The sequence below is a fragment of the Cupriavidus necator genome (assembly GCF_013141915.1).
GTDB classification, from domain to species: Bacteria; Pseudomonadota; Gammaproteobacteria; order Burkholderiales; family Burkholderiaceae; genus Cupriavidus; species Cupriavidus necator_B.
Window position 1 is genome coordinate 94658 of sequence record NZ_SROX01000009.1, and the last position, 16753, is coordinate 111410.

The 16753-nt window shown below is 67.7% G+C and carries 17 protein-coding genes and 1 tRNA gene; 9 read left to right on the top strand and 9 right to left on the bottom strand.

All coding sequences use genetic code 11. From position 1 onward, the window contains the following. The first annotated feature begins 119 nt into the window (after positions 1-119). Both E5S69_RS17900 and E5S69_RS17905 read left to right on the top strand, forming a co-directional pair. Positions 120-326 carry a hypothetical protein gene (locus E5S69_RS17900; RefSeq protein ID WP_171515989.1) on the top strand — a complete coding sequence of 69 codons (207 nt, stop codon included), beginning with the start codon at positions 120-122 and terminating at the stop codon, positions 324-326. Positions 327-363: 37 nt separating this feature from the next. Then, the gene (locus tag E5S69_RS17905; RefSeq protein ID WP_171515990.1) at positions 364-2610 is read left to right on the top strand and encodes a phosphocholine-specific phospholipase C; all 2247 of its coding nucleotides are present in this window, start codon (positions 364-366) and stop codon (positions 2608-2610) included. A gap of 10 nt (positions 2611-2620) precedes the next feature. Here the strand turns inward: E5S69_RS17905 and E5S69_RS17910 are convergent, their stop codons facing one another. From E5S69_RS17910 to E5S69_RS17930, 5 genes are all read right to left on the bottom strand, one after another. Beyond that, a complete protein-coding gene (locus tag E5S69_RS17910; RefSeq protein WP_171515991.1) occupies positions 2621-3199 on the bottom strand; it encodes a hypothetical protein in 579 nt (192 codons plus the stop codon). Positions 3200-3255: 56 nt separating this feature from the next. Beyond that, a complete protein-coding gene (locus E5S69_RS17915) occupies positions 3256-4317 on the bottom strand; it encodes a poly(3-hydroxybutyrate) depolymerase (RefSeq protein WP_171515992.1) in 1062 nt (353 codons plus the stop codon). 158 nt (positions 4318-4475) lie between these two features. Continuing rightward, the gene (locus tag E5S69_RS32965; RefSeq protein WP_171516118.1) at positions 4476-4676 is read right to left on the bottom strand and encodes a LuxR C-terminal-related transcriptional regulator; all 201 of its coding nucleotides are present in this window, start codon (positions 4674-4676) and stop codon (positions 4476-4478) included. Continuing rightward, positions 4652-4927 carry a response regulator transcription factor gene (locus E5S69_RS17925; RefSeq protein WP_171515993.1) on the bottom strand — a complete coding sequence of 92 codons (276 nt, stop codon included), beginning with the start codon at positions 4925-4927 and terminating at the stop codon, positions 4652-4654. The genes E5S69_RS32965 and E5S69_RS17925 overlap by 25 nt, the downstream gene beginning before the upstream one ends. A gap of 100 nt (positions 4928-5027) precedes the next feature. Further along, a complete protein-coding gene (locus tag E5S69_RS17930; RefSeq protein ID WP_171515994.1) occupies positions 5028-5351 on the bottom strand; it encodes a hypothetical protein in 324 nt (107 codons plus the stop codon). An 82-nt stretch (positions 5352-5433) separates the two neighbouring features. Here E5S69_RS17930 and E5S69_RS17935 point away from each other — a divergent pair, with 82 nt between their 5' ends. The 6 genes from E5S69_RS17935 (at position 5434) to E5S69_RS17960 (ending at position 11241) form a co-directional block, all read left to right on the top strand. Then, the gene (locus E5S69_RS17935) at positions 5434-6189 is read left to right on the top strand and encodes a hypothetical protein (RefSeq protein WP_171515995.1); all 756 of its coding nucleotides are present in this window, start codon (positions 5434-5436) and stop codon (positions 6187-6189) included. Between the two features lie 125 nt (positions 6190-6314). Continuing rightward, complete coding sequence (locus E5S69_RS17940) at positions 6315-8000, top strand: S8 family serine peptidase (RefSeq protein ID WP_171515996.1); 1686 nt, start codon at positions 6315-6317, stop codon at positions 7998-8000. 245 nt (positions 8001-8245) lie between these two features. Beyond that, complete coding sequence (locus tag E5S69_RS17945) at positions 8246-9004, top strand: hypothetical protein (RefSeq protein ID WP_236901375.1); 759 nt, start codon at positions 8246-8248, stop codon at positions 9002-9004. A gap of 5 nt (positions 9005-9009) precedes the next feature. Beyond that, positions 9010-9804, top strand: a complete 795-nt coding sequence (locus E5S69_RS17950) for a DUF4239 domain-containing protein (protein ID WP_171515998.1) — start codon at positions 9010-9012, stop codon at positions 9802-9804. Positions 9805-9873: 69 nt separating this feature from the next. Continuing rightward, positions 9874-10413, top strand: coding sequence for a glycoside hydrolase family 19 protein (locus E5S69_RS17955; protein ID WP_171516119.1), 540 nt, complete (start codon positions 9874-9876; stop codon positions 10411-10413). A 117-nt stretch (positions 10414-10530) separates the two neighbouring features. Then, the gene (locus E5S69_RS17960; RefSeq protein ID WP_171515999.1) at positions 10531-11241 is read left to right on the top strand and encodes an endonuclease/exonuclease/phosphatase family protein; all 711 of its coding nucleotides are present in this window, start codon (positions 10531-10533) and stop codon (positions 11239-11241) included. Positions 11242-11360: 119 nt separating this feature from the next. Here the strand turns inward: E5S69_RS17960 and E5S69_RS17965 are convergent. Then, positions 11361-11439, bottom strand: a tRNA-Ile gene (locus E5S69_RS17965). 10 nt (positions 11440-11449) lie between these two features. Beyond that, positions 11450-13726, bottom strand: a complete 2277-nt coding sequence (gene rpoD, locus E5S69_RS17970) for an RNA polymerase sigma factor RpoD (protein ID WP_171516000.1) — start codon at positions 13724-13726, stop codon at positions 11450-11452. On the opposite strand from rpoD, the gene E5S69_RS32435 reads away from it, so the two are divergent. Next, positions 13716-14123: a hypothetical protein gene (locus tag E5S69_RS32435; RefSeq protein WP_227313972.1), complete on the top strand. Its 408-nt coding sequence runs from the start codon at positions 13716-13718 to the stop codon at positions 14121-14123. The two genes, rpoD and E5S69_RS32435, sit on opposite strands and share 11 nt — an antisense overlap. A gap of 106 nt (positions 14124-14229) precedes the next feature. On the opposite strand, the gene dnaG is transcribed toward E5S69_RS32435, so the two are convergent. Next, a complete protein-coding gene (gene dnaG, locus E5S69_RS17980) occupies positions 14230-16041 on the bottom strand; it encodes a DNA primase (protein ID WP_171516001.1) in 1812 nt (603 codons plus the stop codon). A gap of 200 nt (positions 16042-16241) precedes the next feature. Beyond that, positions 16242-16691, bottom strand: coding sequence for a GatB/YqeY domain-containing protein (locus E5S69_RS17985; RefSeq protein WP_171516002.1), 450 nt, complete (start codon positions 16689-16691; stop codon positions 16242-16244). Positions 16692-16753 lie beyond the last annotated feature (62 nt).

A 16753-nucleotide genomic window follows, 5' to 3' on the forward strand; every position in this document is an offset into this window, starting at 1 on the left:
CCATAGTCCATTGCCGCGGCGTCAGCGCACGATGCCATGTCATCGGCGCGTCACCGCCCCTACCTACACTCGCCTGGCCCCGGCTTCCAGCGGCCGCCACGACAACTTCAGGTGAATCCATGCTCTCCCGCAGACTGCCCACTCCCCTGGCCGCGATGCTGATCGCGGCGACATTGCTCTGCGCTTGCGGCGGCGGCGACGGCGACGGCGACGGCGCCACCCTGTCGCCGGCGGCGGCGCTCACCCCGGCCCTGCCGGGCAAGCCGGGACAGCCCGGCAACAAGCCGGACCAGCGGCCAGAACCGGTCATCCGCTGCGCTCCCTGAACCCCTCCGCAAGCTCGCAAGCCCATCCGACAAAACCATGGTCTCTCGCCGTAATTTCCTGCAGGCCGCAGCCGGCACCGGCTTTGCCGCCGCCGCGCTGGCCGCGTTCCCGCCCAGCATCCGCAAGGCCCTGGCCATCCCGGCCAACAATGCCACCGGCACCATCAACGATGTCGAGCACGTGGTGATCCTGATGCAGGAGAACCGATCCTTCGACCACTACTTCGGCACCCTGCGCGGCGTGCGCGGCTTCGGCGACCGCCTTGCCATCCCGCTACCCGGCGGGCGCAACGTATGGCAGCAGCAGCGCGCCAATGGTGCTGTGCTGACGCCGTACCACCTCGATGGCACCAGCAACAACGCGCAGCGCGCCGCCGGCACGCCGCATGCGTGGCTGGACAGCCAGCAGGCCTGGGACCACGGACGCATGGCCAACTGGCCCACGTACAAGACCAGCACGTCGATGGGTTACTTCAAGGAACAGGAGATCCCGTTCCAGTTCGCACTGGCCAACGCCTTTACCCTGTGCGACGCGTACCACTGCGCGATGCATACCGGCACCGACGCGAACCGTGCCTTCCACCTGACGGGTACCAATGGCCCGACCGCCGCCAACGTTGCCTTCGTCAACAATGAGTGGGACGCGATCGACGGCCTGCCGGCCTCGGCCAACACCGGCTACACCTGGAAGACCTACGCCGAGCGCCTGGAAGCCGCCGGCATCAGCTGGATCTGCTACCAAAACATGCCGGACGAATGGGGCGACAACATGCTGGGCGCATTCCAGCAGTTCCGCCAGGCCAACCTCGCGTCGGGCTATCCGGTGTCCAGCGGCGGCGGGCCGGGCGCGCCCTATGCCAACACCGGCCAGCCGCTGCCCTACCACGCCTACGATGCCGCCACCGACAACCCCGGCAACCCGCTGTACAAGGGCGTGGCCAACACCCTGCCCGGCAGCCGGCCCGACGAGTATCTCGATGCCTTCCGCCGCGATATCCGCGCAGGCAGGCTGCCGCAGGTATCGTGGATCAACGCGCCATCGATCTATTGCGAACATCCTGGTCCCTCCAGCCCGGTGCAGGGCGCCTGGTTCCTGCAGGAGGTACTGGATGCCCTGAGCGCGGTGCCCGAGGTCTGGAGCAAGACCGTGCTGCTGGTCAACTTCGACGAGAACGACGGCTATTTCGATCACGTCCCCTCGCCCTCGGCGCCGTCAGTGAATCCCGACCAGACGCTCGCCGGAAAGTCGACGCTGAGCGACGCCGAGATGCAGGCCGAGTACTTCAACCAGCCGGCGCCGCCGGGCAGCCGGACCCAGCCCGCGCCGGACGGCCGCGTCTACGGCCCGGGACCGCGCGTGCCACTGTACGTGATCTCGCCGTGGAGCCGCGGCGGCTGGGTCAACTCGCAGGTGTTCGACCACACTTCCGTGCTGCGCTTCCTGGAAGCGCGCTTCGGCGTGGCCGAACCCCATATCAGCCCATTCCGCCGTGCCGTGTGCGGCGACCTGACCAGCGCCTTCAACTTCAAGACGCCCAACACCGAGGCGCTGCCCACGCTCGGCGGGCGCATCACGCGCAGCGACGCCGACCAGTTGCGCCGCGCGCAGCAGGCCCTGCCAGCGGTGCCGCTGCCGGCCGACATGCAGATGCCGCAGCAGGCCGCCGGCACTCGCCCGTCGCGCGCGCTGCCGTATGAGTTGCACACCAGCGCGCGCTGCAGCGCCGTGGGCCAGGTCGAGCTGGTGTTTGCCAACACCGGCACCCAGGCCGCGGTGTTCCACGTCTACGACCGCCACCAGCTGGGACGCATTCCGCGCCGCTATGTCGTCGAAGCCGGCAAGTCGCTGAGCGATACCTGGAACGCGTTCCAGGACAATGCCGGGCAATACGACCTGTGGGTGCTCGGGCCCAACGGCTTTCACCGGCATTTCCGCGGCGATACCAGGCGCATCGGCGACACCGGCATCGCCCCCGAGATCCGCGTTTGCTACGACATTGCCAATGGCGATGTCTACGTCGACCTGATCAACGCCGGCCGCCGGGCATGCCGCTTCAACGTGCAGGCGCTGGCGTACCGCGGCGATGGCCCGTGGCCGGTCACCGTCGGCGCCAACGGCGACAAGGCGGTGCACTGGTCGCTCGAGCAGAGCGGACAGTGGTACGACTTCGCCGTGACGTGCGACAGCGACCCAGCCTTCTATCGCCGCTTTGCCGGGCGGGTGGAAACCGGCCGGCATACGGTCAGCGATCCGGCGATGGGATCGCCGGCCGCACCGGCCTGAGCCACTCGGCTCAGGCGTCTCCCGCTGCGCCCTGCCCCGCCACGTCGGCTACCGCAGCGCGCGCCACCGGCTCCGCCAGCGCCGACTGCAGCCATCGGGTCCAGGCCGGCACCAGGGCGGCGCCGAGCGCGGCGGATTGTGCCGCGCAGGCCTTGGCGGCCTCCTGCCAGTCCCCCAGCGCGCGCAGCATGGCCAGGCCGAGGTCGTTGCCGTCGCGCGCATCGCCGACATCTTCCAGGTAGCGCGCGATCGCTTCGCGCACGGCGTCGTTGTAGCCGGCCCTGGCCTGCGACGCGCGCGCGGCGAGGTCCGCCTCCATCGCATCCAGGCCGCGCCAGGCATGCGCGACGGCGGGCAGGTCGAGGCGGTCGCGCTCCGCGCGCCACCATTGCGACTGGTGCGCGGTGCGTTCCTCGCCATACCGGTTCAGCGCGGCCAGCGTCTGGCGCGCCAGCGTCCGCGCCAGCCTGGGGTCGGCGGCACTGAACGGCGCCTGCGCGAGCGCGGCGGCGGCTTGCATATGGCACTGAGCCAGCTCCAGCGCGGTACGGCTTGCGCTTTCCCATTGGGCTTGCAGGATCGACAGCATGGCAGTTCTCCTTGCGGGATGAAGCAATGGATCGGACGGGTCGGTGGCGGCGGTGCTCACTGGCGCGCCGCGCCGAGTTGGCGGACCATGCGCATGACCGCGGCCATCTGCGGCGCGTCGCGCGAGAAGAAGTCCGGCTGGGCCGGGTCGGCGCTGGTATAGCCCCAGAAATCCCAGCAGCCGAGCGGGTTGTGCCGCGATGCGCCGACCTGCGGGAACAGCACCACGATGCGGTTGGCGTCGGCACTCTCCAGGTAGCCCGCGCCCCGCACAAAGCGTTCGCCGATGGCGGGCGCGCCTTGCAGGCAGCCATGGAAGGCCACGTGGACGCGGCAACCCGCGCCGCCATCGGCAGCGCCCGCGCCGCACTGGCCCGGCACGTAGACATAGCCGCTGTCGGCGAGCAGCGCCTTGCCGCCGGGATCGAAAGCGCGCTGGTCAAAGCGCATCAGTTCGCCCGCCGGCCGCGCCGCCGGCTTCAGCTCGCCATAGATCCACTGCAGGATCTGCCGTGCCTGCTCGAGCCCGCAATTGTTGAGGTATGGCGACGCGCTCACCGCGCAGGCGGCATCGCCGGCCTGGCTGGTGATAAAGGCATGACCGGCCGCGACATCGGCGACGTACTGCAGGTGCGATGCCGGCACGCCAGCGAGCGTGTAGAAGCGCCCCACCTGCGCCACCACGCGCGGCAGCACGGTCTTGTCCTGGGTGCCGGCAAACACGTAGACGCGCTGGCGCGCCAGGTTCTGCACGGCGTCGATGCGGCCGTCGCGCGCGAAGGTGCGCGCCGCGTCCAGCGCCGCCTGCCCATCCGGACCGGTATCGCCGACCGGCTGCATGCATTGGGTCGCCGCCGCGGTGGCGGGCGGCGTGGGCGCGAACAGGCCGGCGCAGTAGAACGGCCCGCCCGCGACCACGCCGGCGCCGACCATGGTGGCGGAATAGGCCACGTGGAACTGCGTGGCCATGAACGCGCCTGACGACAGCCCGGACACCGAGGTCTGCGCCACGTCCGCACCCAGCGCGGGCAGCGTCTGCGCCGCGGCGCCGGCGCTGGCGCCGAGCGCGCAGGCCGCGGCAAGGGCCCGGTAGCGGGCGGTTGGCTTGCATCGGATCATGATGGTTCCTTGCACGGCGACTGGGATCGAAAGGCCGGACAGGTCCAGGCGCGCAGCACGCCAGTCGCCATGCGGCGGCTGCATGGTCCATTGTCGGAAGCCACCACTGTGCCGGGCCATTGGGCAAATGCGGTACCGCGCAACAGTGCGTGGCGGCGCTATGCCGGCGCGGCGCCGCAGGTCTGGTCGCGCGGCAGCGCCAGCCACCCCCTGCGCACGCACAAAAACAACAGGGCGCAGACATTGCCTGCGCCCGTCTTCTGCAGCAGCCGCGCGCGATGGGTGCGCGCGGTCTGGTCGCTGATGCCCAGCGCGCGTGCGATTTCCTTGTCGCTCAGGCCGCGCCCCAGCCATTCCAGATATTCGCGCTCGCGTTGCGAGAATGGATTATCCGCGGGAGCGGGCCCGCTTTTTTAAACAGCTCGCGCTGGCGCGCGAGATAGTACATCGTCAATTGCGAGGATTTGCGCAATTGCATTTTCGCGAGCAGATGCTCGCGGTGCTTGCGCGCCGTCGATACCGAGAAGGCAAGACGTGCGGCGATCTCGCGATCGCTCATGCCGCGGGCAATGCAGGCGAGCACCGTCTCTTCCCGAGTGGTGAGGTTCATGCGGAGGACTCCATGCGTTGGAACGAATGGTTCCGTCGCAGGAGCGGCAGCCGCGCGTCTAACTGTGCGTCAGTGCATTCACAGGACCCTTAGTGCAAGGCTAGTTCGGACCTACGAGCGGAACCGGGGGCGGCCCGGCCGGGCTCCAGATCACTGCTTTTTTTTCGATGTCTTGCGGTGTTGCGCCGGCATGGTGGTTCGCACTTCCCGACAGTGCGATCCGGAATATCCGGATGCGGGCAGCAGTGGCGAATTCTAGGTGCTGGCTTTTGTATTTAAAAGCCAATTCATGCTGCGCGATTTTTAATTCTGATTGTTGCCCGGCATTATCCACTGCCAATACCGCATTTGCCCAATGGCGATGGCCCGGGCCAAAAACCAAAAATGAGTCCACCTGCCCCAGTGCCGCGCAAATGCGCTGCAAGGCGACAGGCGCGGCATCGGCGCCGCTATGCGCGGCGCCACCTCAACTCACTTAATCCATGCAGTTGCTCAAAGGAGTCGTCATGACCTACCCCATCCACACTGCCGTACTGGCGCCGCAGGGTGTTCTCGGCAATCTTGTCAGCGGCATCGGCAGCCTGCTGCCGTTCTCCGCGCAGCCGATGCTGGTGCCGCAGAGCGCGATGAACGACGCGGTGGCCCCGGCCGTGCGTGACGGCGTGCAGACCGTGGTCACGCACTACGTGAACCCGGTGATCGGCCATGTCGCCGGCGCCGCGGCCGGCGCGCTGGCCCAGCATATTCCGTTCCCCGAGCCCGGCCATACCGGCCCGATCGGCACCGTCATCTCGACCCACGCGCCGGGGTTCATCCAGGCGGCCGGCACTGCCGCCGGCTACCCCACGGTGGCCATTCACGGCGCCAACATCGTCCGCGAAGGCGCACGCTACCTGCCGTTCTCTGCCTTGCCCACCGTCACGCTGGCACCGCAGGGCGTGTTCGGTTCACTGATCGGCGCGGTGGCGCCGACCCTTGGCCATGCCGTGGGTGGCCTGCTGGGCAATGCCGGCGTGGGCCAGCAGATCGGCACCGTGGCCGGGCATCTCGGCGGGCTGCTGCCGTTCTCGGCCCAGCCGCAGGTTGCGCTGGCCCCGCAGGGCGTGTTCGGTTCGCTGATCGGCGCGGTGGCGCCGACCCTCGGCCATGCCGTGGGCGGCCTGCTCGGCAATGCCGGCGTAGGCCAGCAGATCGGCACCGTGGCCGGGCATCTCGGCGGGCTGCTGCCATTCTCGGCCCAGCCGCAAATGGTCTACGCATGACCGCGCACAGGATGCCCTGCGCATGACCCCAGGCGCCCGACGGCGCCTCGCCGCGGGCCCGCGCTACCGCGCCGGCCCGCCCGCATCGATACGCGCGCCTGCTGGCGCCGCGGTGGAGAAAGCAAATGGAACGAGACAAGAAGGCTGACGCCGCGCGCGCCGGCGCAGCTAGCCATGGCGGCTCCGCCGGCCGCGAGGCCGTGGCGCTGGACGCCGGCCGCAAGCAATACCTGATCGCGCCGCGGCGCCACGCGCTGGCGCAGCAGGCGGGCGTGACGCCGATGTCGGCTGGCGAGCTGCACAGCACGGTCACGCAGCTGCCCGGTGTGGAAATCGTGGACGTGGTCGAAGGCCACAAGAACACGCACCTGCATTCGGTGCGCCCCGACGAGGCCGCCAAGACCTATGTGGTCAAGCTCGACGCCGCGCACGCGCAGATGCTGCAGGCCACGGCGCCGCCGCACATGATCGTCGAGGAGGACCATCCGCTCGGCTACGGCCGCAAGTCCGAAATCGAGACCTCCGACCGGCTGCATCCGCAATCGGCCTTCGACGGCCCGGTGTCGCGCCAGGTGCTGGTGCGCGTGCTGGGCACCGGCGACGCGCCGCTGGCGGGCGTGGCCATCACGCTCGCGGGCGATGGCTTTCCCGCGACCGCCACCACCGACGCCAGCGGCGAAGCCACGCTGGCGCTGGTGCAGCAGCAAGCCGGGCCGGCGCGCTCGCTGTTCGTGCGGCCGCTCAGCGGCTACTGGAACAAGTATCTGCTGTCGCCCCAGGTGGTGTCCGGCCAGCCCAACGTGGTGCGCGTGACGCCGTTGTCGCAACCGAATCCCGATGTGCCGCCGCAGGCGCGCTTCGGCTGGGGCCAGCGGCTGATGGGGCTGGACCGGCTCACGCGCAGCTTCGGCGGGCGCGGCGTGCGCATCGCGGTGGTCGATTCCGGCGCCGATGCCGCGCACCCGCTGCTGGCGCATATCCGCCATGGCAGGGACCTGACCGGCACCGGCACCGACGACACCTGGCGCCTCGACACCATCGGCCATGGCTCGCACTGCGCCGGCGTGATCGGCGCGCGGCCGCAGCCGGCCGAACCGGGCCGCGCGGCTGCCGAGGCCCAGGCCACGATGCTGGGTTTCGCGCCCGAGGCAGAAATGCATGCGCTCAAGATCTTTCCGGGCGGGCAGTTCAGCACGCTGCTGCAGGCACTCGACTACTGCGTCGACCACGACATCGACGTGGTCAACCTGAGCCTTGGCGCGCCCCAACCGTCGCAGGCGGTGGAACAGAAGCTGATCGAGGCCGTGCACAGCGGCGTGGCCTGTATCGTCGCCGCGGGCAACTCGGGCGGGCCGGTGCAGTACCCGGCGGCGTCGCCGTCGGTGCTGGCGGTATCGGCGCTGGGCCTGCAGAGCGAGTTGCCGCATGACGTCTGGGAGCGTACGCAGGTGGTACAGCACGCTGCCACGCGCGCCGGGCTGTTTGCGCCGACGTTCTCGTGCTTCGGCCCGCAGATCGCCGTGTGCGGGCCTGGCGTGGGGATCATCTCGACCGTGCCCGGCGCCGCCTTCATGCCCGATTCCGGCACCTCGATGGCCGCGCCGCATATCGCGGGACTGGCGGCGCTGCTGCTGTCCGATCCGCAACTGGCCGCGTGGATGGGGCCGCGCGGACCGCGCCGCGTCGCGGCGCTGTTCCAGCTGATCCGCGCCATCAGCTCGCCGATCGTGGCGCACGACCCCGAGAACCGCTTTGGCGTCGGCCTGCCGCAGCTGCACAACCTGCAGCGCCTGCTGGGCCGCCCGCAGTAGCACGCACCTCCCGCTTCGCGGGCATTGCGGCCCGGCATGCCGGGCCGCCGCTTCCGTCTTCCGACATCATGCGCACTCTCGACTTCACCTCGGCGCCGTTGCGGCGCGCCGCTGCCGCCGCGGCAAATGCAGGGGCAGCCAGCCCGGCGACGGCAACGCCGACACCGGCAGCGCCGCGCGGACTTCCGTATGCGCCCGCCAGCCTGCTGCCCCTTGACGGGCAACTCCGGCATGAATGCGAAGCCATGGCGAGTCATGCCTTGCGGCTGGGCATCCCGATGCCTGCGGACTGGATCGTACTGCTCGGGCAAGAGCGCGAGGCGGCCACGGCCAGCGATACGTCGCTGCCGGCAGGCGCCGCGGCGCCAGCGCCTTCGTCGCTACCGCAAGACGTGCCGGCCGCTTCCATGCGGCAGCTCGCGCAGCTTCACCAGGCCCTTGCCCGCGCCCTCGCGCCGGCCACGCCGCAATGCATTGCGCTGCTCGACGACGAGCGCCGCCGCGCGCATCCGCTCGCCTGCCTCGGACCGGTGCCGCTGGTGCGCACCCTGACCGGCACCGCGGTGTGCTGCCTGCTGGCGGTGGTGCTGACCGGCCTGCCCGCCGAGGTGTCGATGGAGAACATGCGCGCGGGCATCCTGGCCTCGTCGGGCCGCACGCTGCTGTTCAACATGCTGTTCCTGCTGTTCTGCGCCGGGCTGGGGGCCTCGTTCGCCTCGCTGTTCCAGGTCCACGGCTATATCGCCAAGGGCACCTATGACCCCAAGTACGACGCCGCCTACGCCGCGCAACTGATCCTTGGCGTCATGTCCGGCCTGATCCTGGTAGAGATGCTGCCGCCGCAGTTGTTCGACTCGGCCGGCATGCGCAGCTTCGGCAAGCCGGCGCTGTCGATGCTGGGCGGCTTCTCAGCGACCGCCGTGCATCGGCTGCTGCAGCGCATCGTCGAGATCGTCGAAACCGCGGTGCGCGGCAATGCGCCGCGCGAACCGCGCAAGGAGTGAGCGCCATGCTGTTCCTCTACAGCCTGCCCAGCACCGGCATGGCCGCGCTGGTGGTGTCGGGCATCGTTGTGCTGGTGCTGGCCGGCTATGCGATCGCGCGCCGCTTCACGCTGATCGAACTCGATGCCGAGCAGCGCGCGATGGCAGTGTCGATGGTCTCGATCATCACCACCATCAACTCGCTGCTGGTGGCCTTTGCCGCCATCAACGTCTGGGACACCTACAACTCCGCCGACCGCACCGTTGCCGCCGAAGCCGCCGCGGCGGGCGAACTGGCGCGCGACCTGGCCGCGTTCGACAGCAGCGCCGCCGATGCCGCCGGCCAGGCCTTGCGCACGTACCTGGTCATGGTGGTGCACCAGGAATGGCCGCAGATGCAGCGCCACGGCAAGCCCGATGCGCACACCGAACAGCGCTTTGACGCGATGTTCGACCTGGCCAACCGGATCCGACCGCTGGACAGCCGCCAGACCGTGCTGCTGGCGGAGGTGCTGACGCGCGTCAACGAGATGGTCAAGTACCGCCAGCAGCGGATCCTGACGCTGCACGCCGCGATGCCCAACACCTTGTGGGGCGTGATCGTCATCGTCAGCGCGCTGTCGTTCGCGCTGCTGTACGTGCTGCCGGCCACGCCCTTCAACCTGGCGCTGATCACCGCCTGGGCCGTCACCATCGGCCTGGCGTTCTTCTTCCTGCTCGCGGTCGATCGCCCGTTCGCCGGCGAATTCAGCGTCAGCGCCGACCCGCTGCAGCACACCATCGACACCCTGGTGGCCAACGGCACCTGGCCGGCGCAGTAGCCGTGCCCGCACCGACATGAGCCGCCACTACCACCGCAGCCATCACAACAAGGAGACCAGCCGATGCAGATGACACCAGAACAGTTCCGCGCCGCCACCGGCCTGAGCGAGCCGCAGTGCGCGCGCTGGTTGCCCCGCTTGAGCGACGCCATGCAGGCTTACGACATCGCGGGCGCGGCACGCATCGCGGCGTTTCTGGCACAGACCGGCCACGAGTCGCTCGGCTTCCAGTTCACCCATGAGCTGTGGGGACCGACGCCGGCGCAGGCGCTGTACGAGCCGCCTTCGCGCAAGGCCATGGCGCTCGGCAACGTGCGGCCAGGCGACGGCAAGCGCTTCCGCGGCCGGGGGCTGATCCAGATCACCGGCCGCGCCAACTACGCGGCGTGCGCCGCGGCGCTTGGCGTCGACCTGACCGCCACACCCGAGCTGCTTGAACAGGACGCCTGGGCCGCGCGCTCGGCGGCATGGTGGTGGCGCGCGCACGGCTGCAATGCGCTTGCCGACAGCGGCGATTTCATCGCGCTGACGCGGCGCATCAACGGCGGCACCAACGGCCTGGAGGACCGCCTGCGTCGCTGGAAGGTTGCCACCGCCGCGCTGTGCTGACGCTGTCACCGCATCTCCCGCATCTGGCGCAATGACCCATCATCCGCCGACGCCGCGCCTGCGCCAGCCCGTTTCAGCGGGAGTCCGCGGCAAGGCCTGACGAGCAAGGGGAACACCATGTCGAAGATCATCGTCTATTCGTGGAACAGCCAGGGCAACCACACGCGCGCAGACAAGCAGCGCGCCATCGACCGCATGGCCGCGACCGGCCCCACCATCATCATGCTGCAGGAAGGCGGCAGCGAGAAGCTGGTGAGCAGCGGTGCTGCCGCCAACTGGAAGGTGTTTGATGGATGCACGGTCGGGGCATTCGATGAGCGCTGCATTCCATACGTGTTGCTGGAGACAACCTTCGCGGCGCAGGTTCGCGCCACGCAGGTCGACATTGTCGACGAGCGGGACGGCGTGGTGCTTGCAGGTGGCGTCGCCGGCCGCACCGCCAGCGGCGTCGCCATCGACAAGGTGCTGTTCATTTCATGGCATTCGATCGCGGCGCCGCAGAACGGCGACACGCGTGCGCTGCTGCGCGCTTTCGACAAGGCCAGTTGCTATGAGAAGTACGACCTCATCGTCATCGGTGGCGACTTCAACGCCAGCCCGGAAGACATCAGCGCGATGCTCGGGCGCGAGAACGATCGTACCCAGGCCAGGCTGAGGTATGCATACCGCCAGGTCTTCCACTGCGGCAAGGCCACCCACCGCGGGCGCCAGACACGAGAGCTCGACTTCTTCGTCGTGCTGGCGAAGCAGCAGGTGTCGGCGACAGTCGAACTGATCGAACCGATGCCGAGCGATCACGACGCGGTCAGGATGGTGCTGGAGTATTGACCGCGGTGGCGCAATGACTTGCCGTTCTCCACAGCCATGACCAGCGCTGGATGCTGGCTGCGGGCGCCGCCATGAAAAAAGGGGCTACGGCATTCACCGTAACCCCTTTCTGACTGCATTGGTGGGCCTCCCGTGAGTCGAACACGGCACCAACGGATTATGAGTCCGCTGCTCTAACCAGGCATGAGCTAGAGGCCCTTGGAAGCGTTTAGTTGCCTTCCAGGAAACTCTTCAGCTTGTCCGAGCGGCTCGGGTGGCGCAGCTTGCGCAGGGCCTTGGCCTCGATCTGGCGGATCCGTTCACGCGTGACGTCGAACTGCTTGCCGACCTCTTCCAGCGTATGGTCGGTGCTCATTTCGATGCCGAAGCGCATGCGCAGCACCTTGGCTTCGCGCGGCGTGAGCGAGTCCAGCACGTCCTTGACGACGTCGCGCATGGAGCCGTGCAGCGCCGCCTCGGCCGGGGCCAGCGTGTTGGTGTCCTCGATGAAGTCGCCCAGATGGGAGTCGTCGTCGTCACCGATCGGCGTTTCCATGGAGATCGGCTCCTTGGCGATCTTCATGATCTTGCGGATCTTGTCTTCCGGCATCTCCATCTTCTCGGCCAGCGTTGCCGGATCCGGCTCGTTGCCGGTTTCCTGCAGGATCTGACGCGAGATGCGGTTCATCTTGTTGATGGTCTCGATCATGTGCACCGGGATGCGGATGGTGCGCGCCTGGTCGGCGATCGAGCGCGTGATGGCCTGGCGGATCCACCACGTGGCGTAGGTCGAGAACTTGTAGCCGCGGCGGTATTCGAACTTGTCCACCGCCTTCATCAGGCCGATGTTGCCTTCCTGGATCAGGTCGAGGAACTGCAGGCCGCGGTTGGTGTACTTCTTGGCGATCGAGATCACCAGGCGCAGGTTGGCCTCGGTCATCTCGCGCTTGGCTTCGCGGGCACGCCGCTCGCCTTCGGCCATCTTGCGGTTGACCCCCTTCAGTTCCTTCAGCGGCAGCACCACGCGGGCCTGCAGGTCGATCAGCTTCTGCTGCAGCTCGTGCACGGCCGGCACGTTGCGCTCGACGATGGTGCTGTACGGCTTGCCATCGGCAACCACGGTGTGGATCCACTCGAGATTGGTCTCGTTGCCCGGGAAGCGGGCGACGAAATCGGCGCGCGGCATGCCGCACTTGTCCACGATGGTATTCAGGATGGCGCGCTCGAGCTTGCGCACTTCGTCCACCTGGCCGCGCAGCGTGTCGCACAGGCGCTCGACGTTGCGGGCAGTGAAGCGGATGCCCATCAACTCGGCCTGGATCGCTTCCTGGGCCTTGACGTAGGGCTTGGAGTTGTAGCCTTCCTTCTCGAACGCACGGCGCATCTTGTCGAACTGCTCGGCGATCACGCGGAATTTCTCCAGCGCGTTCTGCTTCAGTTCTTCCAGCTGGCGCGCTGAGGCACCGGCGCCAGCACCGCCTTCCTCGTCGTCTTCTTCGTCGGCGTCTTCTTCGTCGTCGGAATCGAGCTCTTCGTCGGCGGCGGGCGCCGCGGCCGCGGCCGGGGACTCGGCCACTTCCTCGGCGTTCGGGTCGATCAGGCCGTCAACGAATTCGTCGATCTTGATCTCGTCGTTGGCGACGCGCTCGGCATGGGCCAGGATTTCGGAGATGGTGACCGGGCAAGCCGAAATCGCCATCACCATGTCCTTCAGGCCGGCCTCGATGCGCTTGGCAATCTCGATTTCGCCTTCGCGCGTCAGCAGCTCGACCGTGCCCATCTCGCGCATGTACATGCGCACCGGGTCGGTGGTGCGGCCAAACTCGGAATCGACCGTCGACAGGGCCGCTTCGGCCTCTTCCTCGGCTTCTTCCTCGCTGGTGGCAGACGGGGCGTTGTCGTTGAGCAGCAGCGTCTCGGCATCGGGCGCCTGTTCATAGACGGCGATGCCGATGTCGTTCAGCGTGGCGACCAGCGTGTCGATCGTTTCCGAATCGACCATGTCGTCCGGCAGGTGATCGTTGATTTCCGCGTAGGTCAGGTAGCCGCGCGACTTGCCCAGCTTGATCAGCGCCTTGAGCTTCTGGCGACGCAGCTCGAGTTCTTCCTCGGTGCCTTGCTGGGTCGAGGCGAACTCCTTGAGCAGGGCCTTTTCCTTGGCCTTGCGGTCCTTGGCTTTCTGCTTTTCGGTCTTCGGCGCCACGGCCGGTGTTGCCGCCGGGCGCGTATCGTTCTCGTAAAACTCTTCAGTCACGTCGTCTGTTGTGCTGTCGTCGTGCTGCATCTCGGCCTTGGGCTTGCGGCCACGCTTTTTCGGCTCCGGCTTGATTGCCGGCGCAGCGGGACGCTCGGATGCAACGGATGCAGGGGTCGCGGCACGCGCCTTGGTTGCCGTAGTGGCCGCGCCTTGCTTGGCGCCTCCGCTCTTGGCGCCGGCGGCTGCCGCTCGCTTGCTCTCGACTTCGGTATTCTGCTGTTTCGCCACGGTGATACTCTTGCCTTTCACTGGTGCAGATGCTGATGCAGACGCGGCAACCTTGCCGCTCGTACTGGCGCTCTTGCCGCTCTCGCGTGCCGAAGTCGAGGCCTTTGTCTTTTCGGATGTGCGGGTTCTGGTGGGAGTCGTCACGGCGGGCGCTTGCGCGCGGCGCACGGACTTTGATGGCGCAGACCGGGCTGGCGTCTTGACGGTCGCGGTCGATGTCTTCGCCGCCGTGGTTTTCACAGACGCCTTGCCGCTCCCTGATTGGGGAGCTTTAGAGGTAACCCTTTCGGTTGCTTTGGCCTTTGCCATTGGCACGCTCACTTTCACCAGAACTGGAGAGAAAGATTTCGCAATCCAAACCGGCTATTGTAGCACGCCACGCATAGCCGGCTCCCTGTCAGGTGAGGTTTTCACCTGAAAAATCAAGGCTTAAGCTCGGCACAGCCGGGCCCGGTCCCTGATCCAATGCTAATCCAACGCTTGCTGCCGCCTCCCGGTTGAAGGTCAGGGCGCCCGCCGGCGCCTCAGCCAAGTTGGCGCCGCCGGTGGATTTCACCCACCAGCCAGCGCATGCGCTGCTTGGCCGCTTCATCGGCCGTGCCGGCCACCACTTCGGCCTGCAGGCTGTCGAGTTCGCGCCGCAGCGGCTCTGCCAGTAACTTGGTAATGGCCGCGTCGAAATCCTGTATGGCGGGCGCCTCTTCAATCTCTTCTCGCAGCACCGCCGTGCGCGCCGCGGCATATACCTCGGCATATGGCGACTGCGCCAGGTGCTCGCTGAAGGCCGCAAAATTCACCTCGCCCTCGACGCCGTCGCACGCGCTGACCAGGTGGGCAAGCACTTCGCTGTCCGCGCCCTCCCCTTCCAGCAGCAGCGCGCGCGCATCTTCATCGAGCCGCGCCGACAGCGCGGGATAGCACATCAGCAGCTGGATCACCCGCTGCTCCAAGCCAGTCGGGGCCTGGCGGCGCGCGCGCGGACGCGGCTGGGCGAAGCGGCCGACCCGCGCCGGATCGCTGCGCAGGCCGCAGATCGCCTCGATCTCCGCCGGGGTCGTCCCCGTGGCATCGGCAAGTTCGCGCACAATCTGTAGCCGCAGCCCACCCGCGGGCATGGCCTGCAGCAACGGCTTGGCCTCGTACTGGGCGCGCGCACGGCCCTCGGGCTGGCGCAGGTCAAGTTCCTCGGTGACCGATTGCAGCAGGAAGCGTGACAGCGGCATCGCGTTGCGCACCTGCGCGGCAAAGGCTTCGGTGCCCTCTTCGCGCACATAGCTGTCGGGGTCGTGCTCGGCTGGCAGGAACAGGAAACGGATGGTCTTATTGTCGGCCACGTGCGGCAGGCAGGCTTCCAGCGCCCGCCTAGCGGCGCGTCGGCCGGCCGAGTCACCGTCGAACGAGAACACCACCGCATCGGTCTGGCGCAGCAGCTTCTGCACGTGCACGGGCGTGCACGCCGTGCCCAGGGTGGCGACGGCATTGGCAAAACCGAGCTGGGCCAGCGCCACGACGTCCATATATCCTTCGACCACCAGGACATAGCCAGTTTCCCGGATTGCATGACGGGCCTCGAACAACCCGTACAGTTCCGTGCCCTTGCTGAACAACGGGGTCTCGGGCGAGTTCAGGTACTTGGGCTCACCCTGCCCCATGACGCGACCCCCAAAGCCGATCACCGCGCCCTTGGTGTTGCGGATCGGGAACATGATGCGGTCGCGGAAGCGGTCGTAGCGCCGCGGCTTGCCGTCCGCGTCGCGCTTGTCACTTTCGATCAGCAGGCCCGCCTCGACCAGTGGCGCCGCCACATTGTCGTCGCGGTAACTGCCGAACACCGCTTCCAGCCCCTGCCAGTCATCCGGCGCATAGCCCAGGCCGAACTGACCGGCAATCTCGCCGGTCAGCCCCCGCCCCTTCAGGTACTGGATAGCCTGCGGGGCGCCGCGCAGCTGGCGGCGATAGAAATCGGTGGCGCGGGTCATGGCGTCGGATAGTGCCACCGAGCGCGCCTGCTGCTCGGCACGCTGGCCGGGCGGCAGGCGGTCGCGCTCTTCCGGCACGGTCATGCCGACCGACTGGGCCAGCTCCCGCACCGCCTCCGGATAGGACTGGCCCGAAAACTCCATCAGGAAGCCGATGGCCGAGCCATGGGCGCCGCAGCCGAAGCAGTGATAGAACTGCTTGGTCGGCGACACCGTGAACGACGGGGACTTTTCGTTATGGAACGGGCACAGGCCCATGAAATTGGCGCCGCCCTTCTTCAGCTGCACATACTTGCCCACCACATCGACAATGTCGACACGGTTGAGCAGGTCCTGAATAAAGGATTGCGGAATCACCCGACTGACCGTCCTGAGGCTTGGCCGTCCCACGGCGGGCGGCCTTTTTTGGAATGCGTGACCGGTGCGGCGCCCGGCTGCTATCGGATTATTGTAGTGCAGCGCGGTACGGCCGCCCGGATGTCTTCACATCTGCACGCAAGTCCCGCCATCACTCAGAATTTTGCCCACATTATGCTTACAACCGATTAAATCAGTATTTACTTTGGTGCAAGCGCAGCCTTGACCAGAGCCGACACGGCGGTCATGTCGGCCCGGCCAGCCAGCTTGCCCTTGAGCACGCCCATCACCTTGCCCATGTCCTGCGGGCCCGCGGCGCCAGTGGCGGCGACCGCCTGCTCCACCTCGGCGGCCACTTCCGCATCGGACAGCGCCGCGGGCATATAAACCTTCAGCACCTCGACCTCGGCCAGCTCCTTATCGGCCAGGTCGTTGCGGCCTGCCTGCTGGAACTGCGCGATCGAGTCCTTGCGCTGCTTGATCAGCTTTTCTACCACGGCCAGCACAGCGGTGTCGTCCAGTTCCACGCGCTCATCGACTTCGCGCTGCTTGATCGCTGCCAGCAGCAAGCGGATGGTGCCAAGGCGCTCCGTTTCGCGGGCGCGCATGGCGGTCTTCATGTCTTCGCTGATACGGGCTTTGAGGGGCATCGTGATCTTCCAGAAAGTGGGCGGGCGCTTACACATGGCGACGGATACCGCGCTCTGCAAGG